General features: G+C 65.7%; 16 protein-coding genes and 1 tRNA gene. 4 read left to right on the top strand and 13 right to left on the bottom strand.

Annotated features, from left to right (window positions below; translation table 11 throughout):
• Positions 1-177: 177 nt before the first annotated feature.
• From J2805_RS05515 to galU, 6 genes are all read right to left on the bottom strand, one after another.
• Positions 178-1,770, bottom strand: a complete 1,593-nt coding sequence (locus tag J2805_RS05515) for an ABC-F family ATP-binding cassette domain-containing protein (RefSeq protein ID WP_309970352.1) — start codon at positions 1,768-1,770, stop codon at positions 178-180.
• Between the two features lie 102 nt (positions 1,771-1,872).
• Positions 1,873-1,945, bottom strand: a tRNA-Ala gene (locus J2805_RS05510).
• 59 nt (positions 1,946-2,004) lie between these two features.
• The gene (locus J2805_RS05505; protein WP_309970349.1) at positions 2,005-2,808 is read right to left on the bottom strand and encodes an SDR family oxidoreductase; all 804 of its coding nucleotides are present in this window, start codon (positions 2,806-2,808) and stop codon (positions 2,005-2,007) included.
• Between the two features lie 143 nt (positions 2,809-2,951).
• Positions 2,952-3,917 carry a dihydrolipoyllysine-residue succinyltransferase component of 2-oxoglutarate dehydrogenase complex gene (locus J2805_RS05500; protein ID WP_309970346.1) on the bottom strand — a complete coding sequence of 322 codons (966 nt, stop codon included), beginning with the start codon at positions 3,915-3,917 and terminating at the stop codon, positions 2,952-2,954.
• Between the two features lie 155 nt (positions 3,918-4,072).
• Positions 4,073-4,690, bottom strand: a complete 618-nt coding sequence (locus J2805_RS05495; protein WP_309970343.1) for a GNAT family N-acetyltransferase — start codon at positions 4,688-4,690, stop codon at positions 4,073-4,075.
• 7 nt (positions 4,691-4,697) lie between these two features.
• Positions 4,698-5,603: a UTP--glucose-1-phosphate uridylyltransferase GalU gene (gene galU, locus J2805_RS05490; RefSeq protein WP_309970341.1), complete on the bottom strand. Its 906-nt coding sequence runs from the start codon at positions 5,601-5,603 to the stop codon at positions 4,698-4,700.
• A gap of 98 nt (positions 5,604-5,701) precedes the next feature.
• Between galU and J2805_RS05485 the strand changes: the two genes are divergently transcribed.
• From J2805_RS05485 to cpaB, 3 genes are all read left to right on the top strand, one after another.
• The gene (locus J2805_RS05485) at positions 5,702-6,298 is read left to right on the top strand and encodes a 5-formyltetrahydrofolate cyclo-ligase (protein ID WP_309970338.1); all 597 of its coding nucleotides are present in this window, start codon (positions 5,702-5,704) and stop codon (positions 6,296-6,298) included.
• A gap of 139 nt (positions 6,299-6,437) precedes the next feature.
• On the top strand, positions 6,438-6,683 hold the full coding sequence (locus tag J2805_RS05480) for an FmdB family zinc ribbon protein (protein WP_307045769.1): 246 nt from the start codon (positions 6,438-6,440) through the stop codon (positions 6,681-6,683).
• Between the two features lie 121 nt (positions 6,684-6,804).
• Entirely contained in the window at positions 6,805-7,533 is a 729-nt protein-coding gene (cpaB, locus tag J2805_RS05475) for a Flp pilus assembly protein CpaB (RefSeq protein ID WP_309970334.1), read from the top strand.
• A 47-nt stretch (positions 7,534-7,580) separates the two neighbouring features.
• Here cpaB and J2805_RS05470 read toward each other — a convergent pair whose 3' ends face one another.
• The 7 genes from J2805_RS05470 to J2805_RS05440 form a co-directional block, all read right to left on the bottom strand.
• Complete coding sequence (locus J2805_RS05470; protein ID WP_309970331.1) at positions 7,581-11,861, bottom strand: AAA family ATPase; 4,281 nt, start codon at positions 11,859-11,861, stop codon at positions 7,581-7,583.
• 130 nt (positions 11,862-11,991) lie between these two features.
• Entirely contained in the window at positions 11,992-13,581 is a 1,590-nt protein-coding gene (gene guaA, locus J2805_RS05465) for a glutamine-hydrolyzing GMP synthase (RefSeq protein WP_309970328.1), read from the bottom strand.
• 182 nt (positions 13,582-13,763) lie between these two features.
• Entirely contained in the window at positions 13,764-14,276 is a 513-nt protein-coding gene (locus J2805_RS05460; RefSeq protein WP_309970326.1) for a DUF3817 domain-containing protein, read from the bottom strand.
• Positions 14,273-15,151, bottom strand: coding sequence for an SURF1 family protein (locus tag J2805_RS05455; RefSeq protein ID WP_309970324.1), 879 nt, complete (start codon positions 15,149-15,151; stop codon positions 14,273-14,275). The genes J2805_RS05460 and J2805_RS05455 overlap by 4 nt, the downstream gene beginning before the upstream one ends.
• Before the next feature lie 122 nt (positions 15,152-15,273).
• Positions 15,274-15,762 (bottom strand): PTS sugar transporter subunit IIA, encoded by a 489-nt coding sequence (locus J2805_RS05450; RefSeq protein WP_309970322.1) that lies wholly within the window; start codon positions 15,760-15,762, stop codon positions 15,274-15,276.
• 51 nt (positions 15,763-15,813) lie between these two features.
• Positions 15,814-17,565, bottom strand: a complete 1,752-nt coding sequence (locus J2805_RS05445; protein WP_309970319.1) for a glycerol-3-phosphate dehydrogenase/oxidase — start codon at positions 17,563-17,565, stop codon at positions 15,814-15,816.
• A gap of 113 nt (positions 17,566-17,678) precedes the next feature.
• The gene (locus tag J2805_RS05440; protein ID WP_309970317.1) at positions 17,679-18,815 is read right to left on the bottom strand and encodes a GuaB3 family IMP dehydrogenase-related protein; all 1,137 of its coding nucleotides are present in this window, start codon (positions 18,813-18,815) and stop codon (positions 17,679-17,681) included.
• Positions 18,816-19,075: 260 nt separating this feature from the next.
• Between J2805_RS05440 and J2805_RS05435 the strand changes: the two genes are divergently transcribed.
• A complete protein-coding gene (locus tag J2805_RS05435) occupies positions 19,076-20,983 on the top strand; it encodes a S8 family peptidase (protein WP_309970314.1) in 1,908 nt (635 codons plus the stop codon).
• Positions 20,984-21,021 lie beyond the last annotated feature (38 nt).

Below are 21,021 nucleotides of genomic sequence, written 5' to 3'. Positions count from 1 at the left end.
AGGTGGCTCCTCATCATTGCCTGAAGGTAGATCGCGGATGTGGCGAAGGAACCATCACGAACCTCAGGTTCCCGGAGATCACACATCTGCCCCCAGTCGCAGCACCATAACTCTGCCCCTCCCCTTCGGCGGGCGTCAAGGGCAGGCGGATCAGGGCGCTCCGCCGGCCGCGGACGGTCAGGCGGCGCGCACCTCGACTTCGCCGGGCAGGGCAGTGTCAGCACCGAAGACCAAGTACCGGTTGGCGATCTTCTCGCTGAAGAACCGGTCGTGGCTGACCACCACCACGGCTCCGGGGAAATGTAGCAGCGCCCGCTCCATGACCTGGGTGCTGGACAGGTCAAGGTGGTTGGTGGGCTCATCCAGCAGCAGGACCGATGCGCCGGAAAGCAGGCACTGGGCCATCGCGACGCGCGCCTTCTGGCCTCCGGAAAGGTTTCCGATCTTCTGTTTGAGGTCCGCCTCGGAGAACTGGAACATCGCGAGGAACCTGTTGACCGATTTCCTGGTGGCGCTGAAAGCCAGGCTGTCCGGCAGCGCGTTGACTGCGTGCGAAACAGTGTCGGCGTCGTCGAGTTCTTCGAGCATCCGGTTGTAGGACACGAAGCCGGGTCCTTTGGCCCAGGTGACGACGCCGGTGTCCGCTTCTTCCTCGCCGGTGAGCACCTTCAGGAGGGTTGATTTGCCGCTGCCGTTGGAGCCCAGGACCACGATCCGGTTGCCGCGCCTGATCTCGAAGCCAAGGCCGGCGAAGAGTTCCTTGTCGCCGTAGGACTTGCCCAGCCCTTCCACGCGGCAGAGGACGTCCTTGACATGCAGGCCGCCGTAGATCTCGGTGACGATCTGGTCCACGGGACGGGGCGTGCGGGACTTCTTGATTTTCGCCAGCTGGTTGCCGAGCCCGCGGCTGGCCGCCTTGGCAGCCTCGCGGCGGTCGGCGATCCCTTCAGCCTCGAACGCCAGCAGCTCGGACTCGTGCACAAACTGCTGCTCGAGGGTTTTGAGGCGGAATTGTTTTTGGATGATGTATTCGCCGAAGTTTCCGGGGTACTCGTGCAGGTGGAAGTTTTCCACTTCGATGATCCGGGTGACCACGGCGTCGAGGAATTTCCGGTCGTGCGAGACGATGATCGCCGCGCCTTTGAAGTCCCGGAACCAGCTTTCGAGCCATTCGACGCCGGCCACGTCCAGGAAGTTGGTGGGCTCGTCCAACAGCAGCACGTCCGGGTCCTCAAGGAGGATCTTCGCCAGGGCCGCGCGGTTGCGCCAGCCGCCGGACAGCTCGTCGATGGCGCAGAGCCGGTGGGCGTCGCTGAACCCCAGCGTCGTCAGGACCCTGTCGATTCGCCGCGGGTAGTCCCAGCCGTCCAGGCGGTCCATGTCCTCGAAGAGTTCGGCCTGGCGGGAGATCAGCCGGTCGAGTTCTGCTCCGGCGGGGTCCCCGGCGATGGCACCATCGATGGACGCCAGTTCGGCTTCGACGGCCTTGATCTCCCCGAACAGCCCGTCCAGGACGTCCGTAATGCTGGACTCCCCGTTCAGCTCGGAGAACTGCGAAAAGTAACCGACCGTGGTTCCCTGTTCCACGGTGACGGTTCCGGATTCCGGCGTGATCCGGTCAAGGATCAGCTGGAGCATCGTGGTCTTGCCGGAACCGTTTTTGCCGATGAGCCCCACCCTGTCGCCTGGTTCCAGGCGAAAGTACGCCTCGCGAAGGATCTGGTGGTTGTCGAATCGCACGCTGACGTCGTGCAGCCGGATAAGGCTCATTGCTGTCCTCTCGAGGGGGTGGTGCATGGACGCACAGGGCGTGCCCGGCAAAGAGAAAGCTCCCTGACCCAGCGCTGGCGCCGGATCAGGGAGCTGATTTTGTGGAGCTAAGGGGATTCGAACCCCTGACCTCTTCGATGCGAACGAAGCGCTCTACCAACTGAGCTATAGCCCCCGGGCCGCCGCCGTTCCTTGGGATCTTCCCTCAGAAACAGGCAAACCGGTGTCCCTAGGCTACAAACTATCTGCCTGCTTCGCCAGCCAGCTCCCGAATGTCTCGCTTCCGTAGCGCTGCTCCGGGATCAGGTTCCGCCCCTCCCGCAGGAATTTGCCCACGGCACCCGGGAGGGGCAGTCGTACAAGCCGGCCGCGGGAGCCGGTGTGGCGCTTCCAGGTCTCCGCCAGTTCACCCATCCCGATTACTTCGGGTCCGCCCACGGTCCGGAGCCTGTGGAGTTCCTCCGCGGGCTCCTCGAGGGCTACATCGAGCAGTGCGGTAGCCACTTCAGCCGGAGCGATGGTCTGGAAGCGCGCGCCCTTGAGCACCGGAATGAGCCGTATGTGGGCGCCGGCAGCGAACAGCTGCACAGGAAGGCTGTGAAACTGGGTTGTGCGGACGGTGACCGTCTCCAGGGGCGATCCTGCGTAGACATCCTCTTTGTCCGCCTTGGACCGGTAGAACCGCAGCGGCACCTGGTCGCAGTTGATGATGGATAGCAGAACGGCTTTGCGGACACCGGCCGCGTGCGCCGTTCCAAGGAGCCGGGCGCCGCCGTCGGCAAAGTTCTTCAGGGCACTGCCTGACTTGCCTTCCAGGCAATCGACGACGACGGCGGCGGCACCGGCCAGCGCGTCGGACAGGCCTTCCCCGGTGGTGACGTCTGCACGGAAGTATGTGGCGCCGTCGTCGTACCCTGGACCGCCGGAAGTCGGCGGGTTACGGCAGATGACGGAAACGTCATGGCCGAGCGTCAGCGCCTGGCGCACGACTTGACGGCCAACCTGTCCGGTACCGCCGGCAACACAAATGCGAGTCATGCTCCGAGGCTACAGGCAGGCACGGGCCCACGACGCAAGCCCGGCGGGCGCGCGGCGCACGTCGCGTTGCAGCGCGCTGGTTCTTTGCGGGCGCAAAAAAGCCCCGGGCGGCCGCGTGGGCTGCCCGGGACAAAATTTACAAGTCAGGCGCGGCGGCGCTGGAGGACGTCGTCCAGGTTGCTCAGTGCGCTCTGCGCCTTGGTGAGGGGCTTGGCGGACGCGGCTCCGGCGGCCGGAGCCGCCGCCGGCCCCTGCTTCAGGGACGGCTTGCCGGCAGCCTTCGGGGCTTCGGGCAGGTCAAGCGGCTCGGGGGCTGCGCGTTCGGCTTTGGCTGCCTCCACATAGGTGGGTTTGGGAACATCAACCGGCTCCCAGCTCGATTCCGCGCTGACCGCAGATCCCGGCGCGGTGGCGGTCCGCAGGGCCGTATCGCCCGAGGCCTTGGCCTCGGCGAGGGCGGCTTCACGAAGTTCCAGCGCCGTCAGCGGCTTCACGGTGGGCCTGTTCCCCGCCTCAGCGTCGAAAAGCTGGCTTTCCGGGGCATCCACGGCCGGTTCCCGCGTGGGACGCGGGACAGCTGCACGCATCTGGCGCTCCGGTGCAGTCATGGCTGCACGGAAAGCCGCGTTCATCCTGGCGCGCCTGTCGCGTACGGCCAGCCGTCGAAGCAATGCCAGGGCCACCACAGCTGTCAGCAGGGAACCTGCAGGCAGCCACGACCAACCAATCCCGAACACGAGGAGGACGCCGGATACGATGCCGGTCAGCAGGGACACCAGCGCCATGAGCGCAATCGCACATCGTCCGTACCGGATCCTTAGTGCTCCCGGACGCGCCTTCGCCGGGACCGGGCCGGCGGCGGGGGTCCGGGATCCCTGGGCGGATCCGGTGGCCTGCTTGGTTTCCATTGAGTTCTCCTGCTGGGCGGCCATTTTCATGACGTTTCCGGCTTGGGGGTCTGCGGGTTCGGCGAAGTTGAGTTCGGGGATCAGCTCGACGGCGGGTTGCAGCTGATGCCGGCGGTTCCGGAGTACATATGGGGCTACCCAAACAATCCAGAGCGCGACAGCGACAACAAGGATCACTGAGCTGCTAAGGGGGAAGTCCACAATCAAAACCGTATGAGCAATTCGCCCCCCGCACTCGCATTACCTCCGGTGTGTCGCCGGGCAGCTGGCAAATCAATGGATTTATGACAAATGACACAGCGGCGGGCGTCCGGGGCGGAGTCAGTAAGGGTGTCGGAAAGGGCGTGGCGGAACGGTCAGGACGGCCTGTTCTTCAGCCATCTCGCCAGCAGCCCTTCGGGAACTTCTTCGGCGGTGAGGGCGAAGGACCGGTGGTCCGCCCATTCCCCGTTGATGTGCAGGAACCGCGGCCGGTAGCCCTCGTCACGGAAGCCGAGCTTTTCGACCACCCGGAGGCTTGGCGAGTTTTCGGGTCGGATGTTGATTTCCATCCGGTGCAGCCCGAGGGTGCCGAAACAGTGATCCGTGGCCATGGCCACCGCAGTGGGCGCAATCCCCCGGCCGGCACAGGACCTGTCCACCCAGTAGCCCAGCGTCGCCATCATCGCTGAGCCCCAGATGATGGAGGACACGGTGAGCTGGCCAACAATCACGGGATCGCGCTGCCCCGGTGTCCGCTCGGTGATCACGAAGGGCAATGCCGTGGCCTGCGCCGCCTGCGCGTTGAGCGACCTGACCATCTGCCGGTAGTCCGGCAGGGCCCCTCCGGGAGCCGGGTTGGACGCCTCCCACGGTGCCAGCCATTCCGAATTCCGGGAACGGACCGCCATCCATTCCTTACGGTCGCGGTACCGGATGGGGCGCAGCACAAGGTCGCCGCACTCCAGCGTCACCGGCCAGATGCTGCCCCGCATGGGACTGTTACTTGGCCAGCGAGGAAGTGAACTCCGGCAGCCATTCGCGCAGCCCGGGGCCGAGGTCATCGCTGTCGCAGGCGAGCTGGACGCAGGCCTTGAGGTAGCTGAGTTTGTCCCCGGTGTCATAGCGGCGGCCGCGGAACACCACACCGTAGACGCCGTAGCCTTCACCGGTTCCCGCAGCAAGTTCCTGGAGTGCGTCGGTGAGCTGGATTTCCCCACCCCTGCCCGGCTCGGTACGTTCGAGGACGTCGAAGACGGCGGGGTGCAGGACGTAGCGGCCGATCACGGCCAGGTTGGACGGCGCTTCATCGACGTCCGGCTTTTCCACGAGCTTCCTGATCCGCACGTAGCCGTTCATATCGGTTTCGTCGATGTCTGCGCAGCCGTAGGCACTGATCTGGGACGGCTCCACCTCAATGAGGGCAACCACGGAGCCGCCGGTTTTGGCCTGGACCTCGATCATGGTGCTCAGCAGTTCGTCCCGGGCGTCGATGAGGTCATCGCCAAGAAGTACGGCGAAGGGCTCATAGCCGACGTGCTGCTTGGCACGCAGCACAGCGTGGCCAAGGCCCATGGGGTCGCCCTGGCGGACGTAATGGATGTCGCCGAGGTTGCTGGCGGCCTGGATGGATTCGAGCTTGGTGGTGTCGCCCTTGGCTTCCAGCATTGACTCCAGGGAGGGAACCCTGTCGAAGTGGTCTTCCAGGGCGCGCTTGTTCCGGCCGGTGATCATCAGGATGTCATTGAGGCCAACACTGACTGCCTCCTCCACGACATACTGGATCGCGGGCTTGTCCACTACGGGCAGCATTTCCTTGGGCATGGCCTTGGTCGCCGGGAGGAACCTGGTGCCGAGACCCGCAGCAGGGATGACAGCCTTGCGGACGGAAGTATTGGTGGTAGTCACTGGACTAATCTAACGTCAGGGACCAAACATTGGGTAATTGCACGGACCGCCCGGTTTCACCCCGCACTGAGGCCTCCGGGCATGGAAGGACAGGCGCTATGCCATCGAAGGAAGAGATCCGCTCCGCCCATAGAACCGAACGTGCCGCCGCCTCTGCCGCAGGGCTGGAAGCCGCAGGAGCCGGCATCGCCCGCCACGGACTCCAGTGGGCAACGACGGTTGCCGCCGGCGAGCGAGGCACTTTTGCCGCATACCTGGGCGTGGCATTCGAACCGCCGACGCTTCCGCTCATCGCCGCACTTCACGCCACCGGGCACCGGGTGCTGTTGCCGGTCTGCGGACCGGCGCTTAGCTTGGCCTGGGTCTACTGGACACCGGCCACCGAGTTCGTCCGGAGCGGCTACGCCCCCATCGAGGAACCGGTGGGAGAACGGCACGGTATTGATGTCATGCGCGACGTGACGGGCATCTTTGTCCCCGCCACCGCTGTGGACCTGTCAGGCAACAGGATCGGCCAGGGCGGCGGCTACTACGACAAGTTCCTGGCGGGGCTGGACGCTGAAGGCCTGGCGCTGCCCGCGGCTGCGGTGGTCTACGACGCCGAGGTCCTTCCGGCCGGCAGCATCGCCGCAGAGTCCTTCGACCGCCCGGTCCCCGTTGCAGTCACTCCGTCGGGCCTCACCCGGCTGATGTAATGCTCCCCTGCCGCTGGTGATAGAATTGGCACTCAGGCCCTGCGACTGCTAAGGGACGGAAGACGCTGATGGAAACATCGGCTGGAATCCGCACCCGGCAGCACGGGACCTGTTCGTTTGTCCCAGAGGAGGATTTCCAGTGCCCACGTATGCATATGCCTGCAAGGACTGCAGCCACGCCTTCGAGATCGTGCAGTCGTTCACCGACAGCTCCCTCACGTCCTGCCCCGAGTGCGAGGGGACGCTGCGCAAGAAGTTCAACAGCGTCGGCGTCGTCTTCAAGGGCTCAGGCTTCTACCGGACCGACTCCCGCGACACCAAGGGCAGCAGCGTCTCGCCCGCCCCGGCAGCGGCTCCCGCGCCTGCTGCCGCCGCCGCCAGCTAGCCAGCACTTCCGTCCTGGGCTGCCGCACACCCGGCGGCCCCTCTCTTCGCGGAGCGGGCTTTTTTCCACATAGGCCTGGACCGGGCTGTCCGCACCACGCAGGCCCTTTTAGCCTGACGGTATGCCATCCACCCTCCGCAACAACGGATTTTCGCTACGCCGGCGCAGCTTTCGGTCGGGACGCTCCGGGCGGCCGGACCCATCCGGCCGGCGACGCTTTGCTGCATGGCTCAACCGCAACCGCAGGCTCGCCGTCGCGTTCCTGCTGTGCGCTGCCGCCGGCATCGCCGTACAGCAACTGACACCGGCGCCGGCCCACACTGTGACCGCCATGGCCTCAGCCCGGGACCTGCCTGCCGGAGCAACCCTGTCCGGCAATGAGGTGGTGGCCGTCAGGGTGCCGCCCGGGATGGTTCCCGCCGGCGCATTCACCGACACCGCCGCGATCCAGGGCAAACAGCTTGCCGCCCCGCTGCGCAAAGGCCAGCTGATCTCCGACACCCAGCTGCTCGGCCCCGGGCTGCTGGCGGGAACTGCCCCCGGCTCGGTGGCCGTGCCCCTGAGGATGGCGGATCCGTCCTCCATCCAACTGGTGGCACCCGGCCAGCTGGTCAACATCGTCATGACCAACGGCACCGACTACGGACATACGGCGGAATCTGAGGTGCTGGCGGCCGCTGTGCCGGTCCTGTGGACCTCCGGCCAGGGCGGACAAACCGGGCAGTGGCTGGGTACGGGAGAAACCGAGGGGCTGATGGTGGTCGCCGCGGATCCCGACCAGGCCCGCCGCCTCGCCGGTGCCTCGACGCAGGGCAAACTCTTCTTCGTGCTCGTGGGAACGCCGGGCTAGCGATGAAGCGGCCAGCCCTGTGCTACCAGCCCCGTAGTAGGAGCCCGTCAGCCCCAGTGCGGCGGTTTCTGCTCCTGAAGCCACGCATCGTGGTCGTAATCCGATGAATGGTCGCCCCAGCGCTTCGGGTCATCCTCAGCTGCCTTGTTCGGCAGCACTCCCGCGGGCACGGCGGCACCTGCCGTGCGGAGGCTCCGGTCGGGCGCCGCTTCATCGGCACTTGGGCCAGGGACTCCGTTGCGGTCCGCTTCGCTGCTGTTCGTGTCCATACCGTCTTCCTTGCTGTCTTCCACTGAACCGGTTCCGGCCCTGAGGGGCTCATCCCCCCTCGTGCCGCCCTGTTCCAAGGGTACCGAGGGCCCTCCTGTGGATGCCACGCTGTCGGACTGCACGCCGTCGTATGCCACGCCGTATGACCCTGTCGGGGGCTCAGCGCCAGGTTCAGCTCGGAACTCGACGTCGGTCGCGTCCCCCTCCGGAGCGCCGTTGCCAGGCTCTGCACTGGTCAGCGTCAGGTTGTCCACGTCGTCCTCGAAGAACCCTTGTGAGGTGGGCGAGAAGCCGGTTGCTGGCGGCTTCTCCAGCCCCAGGTAGCCGCCGATCCGGTCCGCGCACGCGGACGGGTCGGTGAACACTTCGATGGTCCAGAGGGGCATGTAGCGCCAGCCCAGCCGCTCCAGCAGTTGCGGACGCAGCCGGCTCCGTTCCCGGACGCTCATTCGCCGGTATTGCTCCGTACCGTCGGACTCGATGGCTACGGGCCTGGGGATTTCGGCATCATCATGACCGATGGAATTCACCGGGTCCGCGGCCGCAGCCACGTCAATAACGCCGTCGTACTGGTGCCAGACCCTGGCGCCGCGGGCACGCAACCTGTCGCCCAGGTCGGCCACGAGGGGGTCGGCGCCAAGTGCCTGTTCGCTCGCAGCCGCGCGGGAAGCCGGGGTACCGAGGTCGGTGTTGCCGGCAATCTCACGGTCGAGCAGTTCATAGAAATCGGCGGCGCCGTGGCTGAGGCGGCTGACGTCAAGGTCTTCCGGCTTGAAGCAGCTGAGTACGTGCAGGGAACGCCGGGCACGGGTCATGGCCAGCGCAAATTTCGCCCTGCCGCCCTCGGCGGACAGCGGACCGAAGTTGTGCAGCGCGCGGCCGTGCGGCGTACGGCCGTACCCCGGTGAAAAGATCACGTGGTCGCGGACCAGGCCCTGGGCGCGTTCCAGGTCCACCACCCGGAAGGACTCCGGTCCGGCGCCAAAGAAACTTGCCAGCAGCGGGTAGTTGGGCAGCTGCAGCCGGATGGCTTCACCGATCCTGGCAGCGTGGCGGAGGCTTGCCGTGACCACGGCGAGCGAGGTCCGCGGCCGCAGCCGGGCATGCTCGAACACGAGGCCAACCACCCGGTTCACCTCGGCGACGGCGGATTCCACGCCTTCGTGGTCGGCGCTCGGGAGCCCGGTACCGTCGGGCAGATATTCCACTAGCAGCGCCCGGTCCAGGCCGGTCGCAGTCTGCCCTTCGGGAAGCCTGCGGAGGCGGCCGCCGTAGAAACTCTTGCTCAGCTGCAGCACGAGGTCTTCGTCGACGGCACGGTATACGCAGGTCAGCCGACGCGTGGGCAGCACAGCAGACAGGGCCGTGTAGGCACTCTCAACGCTCTGGTGGGCGGTTTCGCCCGCAGCCAGCCGCTCAACGCCCACTGTGAAAGTGCGGGGGCTCGCGATCTTGTCGTCGCCGAAGGCGATGACCTGCCTGGCCCGTGCGATCGCCGGAAGGACTGCCTGCAGGGACGTCGCTTCAGCATCGAGGATGACCACGGCGTCGAACTTCTGCTCCGCGGGCAGCAGTCCGGTCATGAGGTAGGGGCTCACGGACCATACCGGCACCAGCATGGGAACCAGGGCAGGGGCTTGCGCGGTGAGGGCGGCCAGGGTGACGCGGCCGTCCTTCAGGAGGCTCCGGAGCAGGTCGGCCTGGCGGGGGTTCTCGGCGATGCCGGCGCGCCAGCGCTCGGCCAGGGTCCACCGCAGCCGGGCGGCCCCGCTGGCGATGTGCGCGTTGTCCGCCAAACGGTACTCGGCTTCGAGCTGGCGGAGGGCGTCGCCGTCGGACATTGCCAGGTAGTCATCGCCGCTGATCATCGCTTCCAGGGCGGACTGCCACCAGGCAAGCTCCAGTTCGGATGCGACGGAGTCCGCGGGAACTTCGCGGTCAGCCAGGTCGGCCAGCAACTCGCCGAGCCCGTGCTCACGCATGTTCTCAATAAGCAGCGTCCGCTCCGGAAGCGTTTTGAGGGTCCGGGTGTCCGCCACCAGCCGTTCCAGGCGCTCCATCAGTTCTTCATACGGAGTGTGCTGGAGGTCGCCGCCGGCTGCCGTGTGCTTCACTGCCGCACCCAGCTGGACCAGTTCGCGTTCGAGGCTGCGGTACATCACGTTCACTTCGCCCAGGCCGGACGGCACGGCAGGGTGGCGCTGCGTGGTCGCGTAGCCTGCCCAGAGGGCCCGTTGCTCCTGGACGAGCACCAACGAGCTGTGGAGGTCGGAGATGTGCACGCCGGGGCGGACGTATTCCTTGGCGACACGGCGTAGCCGCGAACGCTGCATGGAGGGCATCTCAATATTCCGCTCACGCCGCCACGGGGAGGTGGCCGTGGCGGAGATGAGGTCGTGAACCGGCCGGTCAAAGATATCGGGGGTGAATTTGTCCAGGCTCTCCCGGACGGCCATCAGCAGCTCGAGCTGGGCGCCCCACTCTGCAAAGGTGGCGCCCAGGCGAATCTGGGCGTGCTCGGCCACCTCGTTCATGCGGTTCCGGAGCACCGGCAGGTTCTTCTCCACCGAGCGCGCGACGTCCTGCGCCTCCTCGGTTTCCTTGCGGGTCAGCAGCCGTGCGCCGTGCCAGGGGCTGGCCGTGGATGCACGGCTGAAACTGCCGAGTTCGGCGGCGCGGTGCAGCCGGCCGGCCAGTTCCTCGCGGTCGCGGATGTTGTCCAGGACGCTCCGCTTCAGCCGCACGGTGGTGGCGGGAGCAGGTTGGATTGACGTCAGTTCTGCAAGCGACTGCATGGCCTGGTAGGGCGAGCAGCCCCAGCGCTGGCGTACGTTGTGCAGCGAGGCCACGTGGTCCATGAGGGCATGCCGGTGCTCGGCCAGCGTGGTGTGCAGGTTCTCGAGCTGCGGCTGGAGGGACTTCTCATTCCGTACGATGGCCCGCACCAGCTGCCCTTTGAGCTGCAGGGGTGTGGCCGTGCCGGACAGCGCGAACAGGATGGACTCCAGGCCAAGTGTCTCGAGCTGGGCCGCAATCTCGCTGAGGCTGGCGCGGCGGTCGCCCACCACCAGGACCGTCTTGCCTTCGTCCACCAGCGCGCCGATGGTGTTGATGGCGGTCTGGGTCTGGCCCGTTCCCGGCGGGCTGCTGACAAGGAGGGAATCCCCCGCCCGCACGGCGTCCACCACGTATTGCTGATCGGCGTCGGCGTCGAGCAGCAGCAGTTCGTCGGCGGGATCACGCTGGTCGATGTCCTGGAAGCGGTCTTCCGCCAGCTCGGGCACTTCCACGGCCTCCCCGGCGGCGGCACGGGCCAGGGCTGCCACGATGGCATTGTTCTGGTTGATCCACGGGTCATCGAGGTTCCCGGAAAGGTCTGCAAACGTTGACACGAGCAGGTTGTGCTCCACCTCGGCCCCGTGGATGGGCTTGATCAGGGTGCCCAGGCGGTCCAGGACCGGCTGGGGATCGAACCGGGCCGTGCTGTAAGCCATCCGGGTGACGGCGTTTACGTCGAAAACGATGCCGTGGATGCTCTTCAGGTGCCGGATCAGGGCCGGATTGATGTGCGCCTGCTCCGTCAGCTGGAGCTCGTAGTCATCCTCGCCCGGACGGACGGTCAGGGAAATGGCGGTGAGCATGACCGGTGCAGACACCCGCTGGGGTTTACCGCCGACTGCAGATGTCCAGGACACTGTCCCGGCTGAAAAATAGCCGGCATCGATGCCGCGGTCGTTTCCCAGTTCAAAAATCTTCGAGCGGAGGTTGCGCGAAGCCCTCGCGGCGACAACGTACTGATCGTGGTCGCGGATCAGGGTGGACAGGCGCGTGCGCCGTCCGGCCATCAGCTGAGCCAGCCCGGACGGGTGGGCGTGCGTCAGGTCGATGGAACCTTCCGGCGTCTTGGTGAAGCGCAGCATGGTGTCTGCTCCGGTGACCGGTTTAAGCCCCGACAGCCATTTCCTGAGCTCCTCGGAGCCCTCTGGGAGGCCTTGACCAACTGACACTACTGCCTTCTTTTCTGCGCTTGCACGTGACGCCCTGGACCATACCGGCATACTTTCGAGCGTAGCCCGAATCGGGGCCCAGTGAGAGACCGCAACACTGGGACGGCACAAAATTGCGCCGGATTTAGCGTGAATAAAGCAAAGTGGCCGGCCTCATCGCTGAGACCGGCCACTCAAAGTGCTATTCCCACTCGATGGTTCCCGGCGGCTTGCTGGTTACGTCCAGCACCACGCGGTTAACGCCTTCCACCTCGTTGGTGATGCGGTTGGAGATCTTCGCCAGCAGGTCGTACGGAAGCCGTGACCAGTCAGCGGTCATGGCGTCCTCGGACGAAACGGGACGAAGCACGATCGGGTGACCGTAGGTACGGCCGTCGCCCATGACACCAACGCTGCGGACGTCGGCCAGGAGGACAACCGGCATCTGCCACACGTCGTTGTCCAGTCCGGCGGCGGTCAGTTCGGCACGCGCGATAGCGTCAGCCTTCCGCAGCAGGTCCAGGCGTTCCTTGGTGACCTCACCGACGATGCGAATCCCGAGGCCGGGCCCGGGGAAAGGCTGCCGGCCGACGATTTCCTGCGGCAGGCCCAACTGGGCGCCGACAGCGCGGACCTCGTCCTTGAACAGGGCACGGAGCGGCTCGACGAGCTCGAACTGCAGGTCTTCCGGCAGGCCGCCCACATTGTGGTGGCTCTTGATGTTGGCCGCGCCTTCGCCGCCGCCGGATTCAACGACGTCCGGGTACAGCGTTCCCTGGACCAGGAACTTGATCTTTTCGCCGTGCGCAGCCGCCTCGGCAATGATGGCCAGCTCCGCTTCCTCGAACGCACGGATGAACTCGCGGCCGATGATCTTGCGCTTGGTCTCGGGATCGCTGACCCCGGCCAGGGCTGCCTGGAACCGCTCCTGCTCGTTGGCGACGTAGAGCTTGACGCCCGTGGCTGCCACGAAGTCTCGTTCGACCTGTTCTGCTTCGCCTTCGCGCAGCAGTCCGTGGTCCACGAACACACAGGTCAGCTGGTCGCCCACTGCGCGCTGGACCAGGGCCGCTGCCACGGCGGAGTCGACGCCGCCGGAGAGGCCGCAGATGACCCTGGCATCACCGATCTGCTTGCGGATACGGTCAACCTGTTCCTCGAGGATGTTCCCCGTGGTCCAGTTCGGTTCAAGCTTGGCGCCCTTGAAGAGGAAGTTCTCGAGGACTTGCTGGCCATAGGCCGAGTGCTTCACCTCGGGGTGCCACTGCACGCCGTACAGGCACTTCTCTTCGTTCGCGAAGGCTGCCACTTCGGCTCCGGCGGTGGTGGCCAGCACTTCGAAGCCTTCCGGTGCCTCGTGCACGGAGTCGCCGTGGCTCATCCAGGTGTTCTGGTGCTGCGGCATGCCCTCAAGAACGGAGCGGCCCTCGCCGAGGATGGTGGTCTGGGTGGAGCCGTACTCGCGCAGGCCGGTCCTGTCCACCTTGCCGCCCAGCGCGTTCGCCATGGCCTGGAAGCCATAGCAGATGCCGAAAACGGGAACCCCGGCTTCGAACAGGTCCGCACCGACACTCGGCGCACCGTCCGCGTACACGCTGGAGGGGCCACCTGAAAGGATGATGGCGGCGGGGTTCTTGGCCAGCAGCTGCTCGGTGCTGTACGTATGCGGAACCACTTCCGAATACACATTTGCTTCCCGGACGCGGCGGGCAATCAGCTGCGCGTACTGGGCACCGTAGTCAACAACCAGCACCGGCTTCTGGGAAGTTTGGGATGCAGTGGGAGTAGTCACCGTCCAAGACTACTTGGGCGCTTGACGAGTCGCACGTTGAGACGGCCGTCCACGGCCTGAATCGGCCCCCGGCGTTAGCGATCTCACACCGCCCCGCCCGGACAGGCGACTTCCGGGCGACCGCGTGAACTCCCGGGCGGCTGCATGGACCCCGGGAGACCACCGGCTCGGTCAGCTGCGAGTCAGTAGCGCTTGGACGCCTGCGGGTTCGCGGCGAGTTCCGCCTCCACCTCGGCATGGAACTTCTTCTCCACAATGAACGACAGGAACGGAATCACGCCGCCCAGTGCCAGGAGGATCAGTTTCGCGAACGGCCACCGCATCAGCGACCACAGGCGGAAGTTGGACATCAGGTACACGACGTACATCCAGCCATGGACAATCAGCACGGCCACCGAGAGGTTCACACCGCCGAGGACGCCCTGCGGCTCGGCATCGGCGAACCCGAAGCCAAACGGCTGGCCGGTTACCGCATTGGTTCCGCCTGCGAAGAGATACTGGCCGAAGCCGTACCGCGCAACCAGTTCGGCGCAGAGCAGCAGAAGCATCGCACCGGTCAGGTATGCCATGACCTTGTAGAACTTCAGCGCGGACCGGATCTGGGCTTCCGTGCCGCCGAACCGACGCTTCTTGACGGTGCCTGATCCGGTGGTCCGGGACTGCTCGGGCTGGATGGCCGGCTTGGGATCGATCATGGCTGTACCTTTTGTTCAGACGGGCTGGATTTTTCCGGCGGGTTGGTTTGCTGTTGGGTCTGCGGAGGGTCTTCGGTGTGTTCATCGTGATCGTCGTCGAACTCGTCCTCGAGGTCGCGGCGGTAGTCGTCCTTCACCATCCGCCACCAGATGAACAGGGCGAAGCCTGCGAACACGATCCACTCCACGGAGTAGAACAGGTTGAGCCAGTTCACCTGCTGGGCCGGAGGCTGCGGGCCGATGCGCAACGGCTTCAGCTCGCTGCTGACGGCCGCAGCACTGGCATCGCTGCCGCCAACAACCTCGGACGTGGCGGCCACAAAGCCCGGATAGCTGCTGATTTCCCAGGCATTGATGAGTTCGGCGACGGATACGGCAGTGGCTCGTCCGGGTTCCGGAGCGGTGTTCGGCAGCGGGGCCTCGGACGGCAGGAGCCGTCCGGTCAGTTCAATAGTGCCCGACGGCGGGGGGCCCGCGTCCGCGGGATCGGCCACCCACCCGCGGGCCACCGGGATCCAGGTCTTGGGCGACGCAGCAACTCCGCTCAGCACGGGGGCGTCCTGCACCGAAAACGCCGAGACCACCCAGTATCCGGTGGCGCCCTCGTGGAGGCGGCCCGGGACCAGCACCTGCTTCTCGGGAGCGTAGGAACCTGTGGCGGCGACCATTTGGTCCGCCACGGACCCGTGGAAGAAATCACCCGGCTGCAACACGGAAATGAGCGGCTTGGTGTCCTCGGTCCCGGTCGAAACCGGGGCTTCAGGCTGGGTTGACCGGCCGAATTGCCACTGGCTCAGCAGCACAAAAACCCCGGAAATGACGATCGCAAAGACCAGGCCTGCGATCCAGCGGGGTTTGAGGGCAGTTTTCAACACACATTAACCGTACTTCGTCCCTGCGTAGAACAACGAAACGGGGGTAGCGCGAACGGACAGTTAGGGCCCCTCGCGGAGGGCCTCAACTGTCCGTTCGCGCTGTTGCGGGGCAGCTTGATCCCCTAGTGGTCGAAGAACACCAGGCTTGAGTTGATGAGTTCGGCGATGACTTCGGCATCGTAGGCGCGGCGCAGGGATTCCCGGAACGACTCCTTGGACAGCGAGCGGGCCAGTGTGGCCAGGACCTCCAGATGGTCCGAGAACGAACTTGCCGGCGTCGCGATCAGCAGGATCACGGTTGCCGGCCCGTCAGTTGCCCCGAAGTCCAAGGCCTTGCCGTACTTGGTGATCCCCACGGCGATGGAGGTCCGGGACACGAACTCGCTGCGGGCGTGCGGCAACCCGACGCCGCCCGGCAGCCCGGTGGCGAGCTGGTGCTCACGGGCGTTCACGTGTTTCAGGAAGCCGTCCAGGTCCGAAACCCGCCCTGCCGCATAGAGGCGTTCCGCGAGCTGGGTTGCCGCGTCCGCCTTGTCCTTGGCATCAAGCTCGAGAATCACCATTTCCGGTGTGGTGAGTTCGGCATCGTACCGGTCCAGTGGTTCCGCCAAGAGGTGTTTCCCTTCAGTGAGGCAGGAGGCGCACGTCAGTCATTCACCTTGTCACCGCAACGGGACGATGTCCTCGACGCCCAGGCGAGCGGCGTCGGCAGATTCATCGTCAGGCTGCTCCTGGCTGAGCCGTTCGGCTTCCACCCGGGCAAGGTAATGCTTGATTTCGCTTTCGCGCTGCGCATCGCTCCAGCCAAGAATTTCTCCCATCAGCTTAGCGACAACCGGGACAGCGGACACACCCCGGTCCCAGGACTCAATGGAAATACGGGTTCTGCGCGTCAATACGTCATGTACATGACGGGCCCCCTCGTGCGTGGCCGCGTAGACGGCTTCGGCCTGGAGGTAGTCGTCGGCGCCCGGCAACGGCTCAGCCAGCGACGGGTTTTCCTTGATGAGTGCCAGGACTTCGGTGGCCATGGAGCCGTACCGGTTGAGGAGGTGTTCGATCCGGGCCACATGCACGCCGGTCTCCTCCGCCGTCCGGTTACGGCGGTTCCAGGCCGCCTTGAAGCCGTTGGCTCCGAGCAGCGGGATGGTATCGGTGCAGCTCGGCGGGACGCGTTCATCCATGCTCCGTGTGGCCTCATCGACGGCGTCCTTGGCCATGACGCGATAGGTGGTCCATTTTCCGCCGGCCACCACCACGAGGCCCGGCACCGGATGGGCCACCACATGCTCGCGGGAAAGCTTGGCGGTCGAGTCGTTCTCGCCGGCCAGGAGCGGACGAAGCCCGGCGTAGACGCCTTCAACATCTTCCCTGGTCAGGGGCCGCTTGAGCACTTTGTTGACGTGCTCAAGGATGTAGTCGATGTCCTTGCTGGACGCCGCCGGATGGGCTTTGTCCAGGTGCCAGTCAGTGTCCGTGGTGCCGATGATCCAGTGCCGGCCCCAGGGAATCACGAAGAGCACGGACTTCTCGGTCCGGAGGATCAGTCCGACGGTTGACTGGAAGCGGTCGCGCGGCACCACCAGGTGGATGCCCTTGGAGGCCCGCACCTTGAGCTGGCCGCGGTCCGTCACCATGGCCTGGGTTTCGTCGGTCCACACGCCCGTTGCGTTGATGACCTGCTTGGCGCGGATGCTGAAAGTGGAGCCGTCCTCGCGATTGACCACCTTGGCGCCCACCACCCGCTCGCCTTCGCGCAAGAAGTCGACAACCGCCGTCTGGTTGACGGCGTGGGCGCCGTAGTGCGCGGCGGTGCGGACGAGGTTGGCCACATATTTGGCGTCGTCCACCTGCCCGTCGTAGTACCGGATGGACCCGACGAACGCGTCGTCCTTCAGGCTCGGCGCGGCGCGAAGGGTGCCGCGGCGGGACAGGTGCTTGTGGAACGGCACGCCGCGCTTATGCCCGCCGGAAATGGACATGACGTCGTACAGGGCAATGCCCGCGCCAACGTAGGGCCGCTCAAGGAATGGCTTCGTGAGCGGGTAGAGGAAAGGTACCGGCCTGGCCAGGTGCGGAGCCAGCTCGGACAGCAGCAGCCCGCGCTCATGCAGAGCTTCCTTGACGAGCCCGAAGTCCAGCATTTCGAGGTAGCGCAGTCCGCCGTGGATGAGCTTGGAGGAACGCGACGACGTGCCTGCGGCCCAGTCGCTGGCCTCCACGATGCCAACGCTCAGGCCGCGCGTGACCGCGTCCAAGGCAGCACCGGTGCCAACGATGCCACCGCCGACGATGAGGATGTCGAGTTCCTTGCCCGGTTCCGTTGTCGCCTTGAGCGCGGCAAGCGATGCTTCCCGGGCGGCGGGGCCGAGGGCCCCTTGGGGAAAGGACGAACCACCGGAAGAACTGAACATTTCGAGCCTCCATCCGCATCAAACCTCGTAGTTCACCAGACTACTTGTTAGGCATGCGGATGGGCAGGGCGCAATGGCCGCCGGCCCCGGGCATCCCGGGACCGGCTGGAGCGTCAGATTCCGGAGTACGGGGACACGACGACGTCGACCCGCTGGAATTCCTTCAGGTCCGAATAGCCGGTGGTCGCCATGGAGCGGCGGAGGGCACCGATCAGGTTGGACGTGCCGTTGGTGTGGTGGCCGGGGCCGAAGAGGACCTCTTCGAGCGGGCCTACCGTGCCGACGTTGACCCTGTCGCCGCGCGGGAGTTCCAGGTGGTGGGCCTCCTGGCCCCAGTGCCAGCCCTTGCCCGGAGCTTCTTCCGCCCTGGCCAGCGCATGGCCGAGCATCACGGCGTCTGCGCCCATGGCGATGGCCTTCACGATGTCGCCGGAAGAGCCCATACCGCCGTCGGCAATTACGTGAACGTAACGGCCGCCGGACTCGTCCATGTAATCGCGGCGGGCCGCGGTGACGTCGGAAATCGCCGATGCCATCGGCGAGTGGATGCCGAGGGCACGGCGGGTGGTGGTGGTGGCTCCGCCGCCGAAGCCCACCAGGACGCCGGCAGCGCCGGTGCGCATCAGGTGGAGGGCTGGGGTGTAGCCTGCGGCGCCGCCCACGATCACCGGAACATCGAGCTCGTAGATGAACTGCTTCAGGTTCAGCGGCTCATGATCCTTGGAGACGTGCTCCGCGGAAACGGTGGTCCCGCGGATCACGAAGATGTCCACGCCGGCAGCGACGACGGTCTTGTAGTGCTCCTGGGTGCGCTGCGGGGTGAGCGAGCCGGCGACTGTCACGCCGGCGGCCCGGATTTCGGCCAGGCGGGACGTAATCAGTTCAGGCTGGATGGGCGCCTGGTAAAGCTCCTGCATCCGCCGGGTAACGGCCGGGCTGTTCGTCTCGTCCTCCAGCGCTCCGATCTGGTCGAGCACGGACTGAGGGTCCTCGTACCGCGTCCAGAGCCCCTCGAGGTCCAGCACGCCGAGTCCGCCGAGGCGACCCAGGGCAATGGCGGTCTCCGGCGACATGGCCGAGTCCATGGGCGCGGCAATAACAGGCATGTCGAACTTGTAGGCATCTATCTGCCACGAGACCGAAACGTCCTTGGGATCACGCGTCCGACGGTTGGGGACGATCGCGATGTCATCCAGGGAGTAGGCACGACGCCCACGCTTGCCACGGCCAATCTCAATCTCATAAGTCACGTGACCACTTTACTTGACCACGCGGGATACGACGGGGCGACTCCCCCGAACGCCGCCCAGAAACTGATAGTCCACACTTTATTGACATGATTTGTCAACCATTTACAAGTTATGAAAATACCTTTACGTTTACTCTCGGTTACCACCTGATTCACCATGTGACCACCCATCACTCCATTATCCGGGCCACCCGTGTGCCCGATCCGAGAAAGAAGACCCTCTTGGTCAAAGCAGGAAGTTCATCAATCAGGCGCCACCGCATGTTGGCCCTTTCGCTCGCAGCTGCAGTCGGCACTCTGGCCTTCGCCAGTTCGCCCGTCTTCGCCACCACTGAAGGCGGGGACGGTTCCTCGGCGGCCGGGCGCGCGACTGTTCAAACCGCAACCGTCCAAGGCGCTACCGTGCCGGACGTATCCGCCGGCGAGGCCTATACCAAGTTCATCGTGGACTACAAGGAGGGTGCGGCAAACGACACCCCGAACGGCCGCGCCAACGCTTGGGGCAAGGCGGCCAGGGAACAGGGAGTCGCCGTGAAGGAGGTCCGTACCTTGGCCACGGGCGGAACGCTGATTGAGGCGGGCCGGGCCCTATCCGGCCAGGCTGCCGAAGACTTCATGACCGAGATTGCAGCATCCGGGTCGGTCGAGTCCGTGGAGCCTGACGCCCGCATGACCGTGGCGCTCACCCCGAACGACCCGCGCTACGGCGAACAGTGGGATTTCACCGCCACGAACGGCATGCGGGTCCCCGGCGCGTGGGACGTCGCAACGGGGACCGGCGTGATCGTGGCGGTCATCGACACCGGCATTACGGCCCACGCCGACCTCGACGCGAATGTGCTCCCCGGCTATGATTTCGTGGCGGACGCCACCGCCGCCCGTGACGGCAATGGCCGCGATGCCAATGCGCAGGACCAGGGCGACTGGTACGCCGCCGGCGAGTGCGGCCAGGCGACGGCAGGCAACAGTTCCTGGCACGGCACCCACGTCGCGGGCACCGTAGCAGCCGTCACCGGGAATGCCTCCGGTGTGGCCGGTGTTGCTCCCAACGCCAAGGTGGTGCCGGTCCGTGTCCTGGCCAAGTGCGGCGGCTCCCTGTCCGACATTGCCGATGCCATCATCTGGTCAGCCGGCGGAACCGTTGCAGGTATCCCGGCCAACGCCAATCCCGCCAAGGTCATCAACATGAGCCTGGGCGGATCAGGCGCCTGCGGCAGCACCTATCAGGCAGCCATCGACTCCGCGGTTTCCCGCGGCGCGACGGTGGTTGTCGCGGCCGGCAACAGCAATCAGGACGCTTCCGGTTTCCGCCCGGCCAACTGCAGCAGCGTTGTCAGCGTGGCTGCCAGCAATCCGAGCGGCAGCCTCTCGTATTACTCCAACTTCGGCGCAACCGTTGACCTGACCGCACCGGGCGGCGATGTCAGGGTGGCCGGCGGCGGAATCCTCTCCACCATCAACACAGGCACCACCACACCGGCCTCGGCAGGCTACGCAAACTACCAGGGCACGTCCATGGCGGCTCCGCATGTCGCAGGCCTGGCCGCGCTGATGAAATCCAAAACGCCTTCCCTCACGCCGGCCCAGGTTGAGTCCACGCTCAAGCAGGGAACCCGGGCCATGCCGGGCGGCTGCACCGCCGGCTGCGGTGCGGGACTGTCGGACGCCACCAAGACCATGGGCCTGCTCGGCGGGACCACTCCCCCGCCGACGGGCAATCTCCTGCTCAACCCGGGCTTCGAAGAGGGCGCGGTTTCCTGGACGTCCGATCACGCCGACACGTTTGAGACCGGCGCGAACGCCAGGACGGGTTCCCGTTTCGCCGGCCTCAACGGCTGGGGCCAGGCCACGTCCTACAAACTCGACCAGTCTTTTGCTGTCCCCTCCGCAGTGTCGGCCGCTTCGCTGTCCTTCCACCTGAAGGTGCAGTCGGACGAGACAACCGCCACCTCGGCCTACGACACCCTCAAAGTCCAGGTGATCAGCGGCGGCACCACCGCCACGCTGGCAACGTACTCCAACCTCAACGAGTCCACCGGTTACGTCCAGAAACAACTGGACCTCAGCGCCTACAAGGGCAAGAGCGTGACGCTGCGCTTCCTGGGCGTCGAGGATTCATCGCTGTCGACGTACTTCTTCCTCGATGACACCGCTGTGACCACTTCCTAGCTCCTGGCTGGGAGAAATCCTGGAACCGCCGGCCGCGC

Source organism: Arthrobacter oryzae, assembly GCF_031454875.1.
GTDB lineage: Bacteria > Actinomycetota > Actinomycetes > Actinomycetales > Micrococcaceae > Arthrobacter > Arthrobacter oryzae_D.
This window is presented reverse-complemented; position numbering and strand designations above follow the sequence as displayed.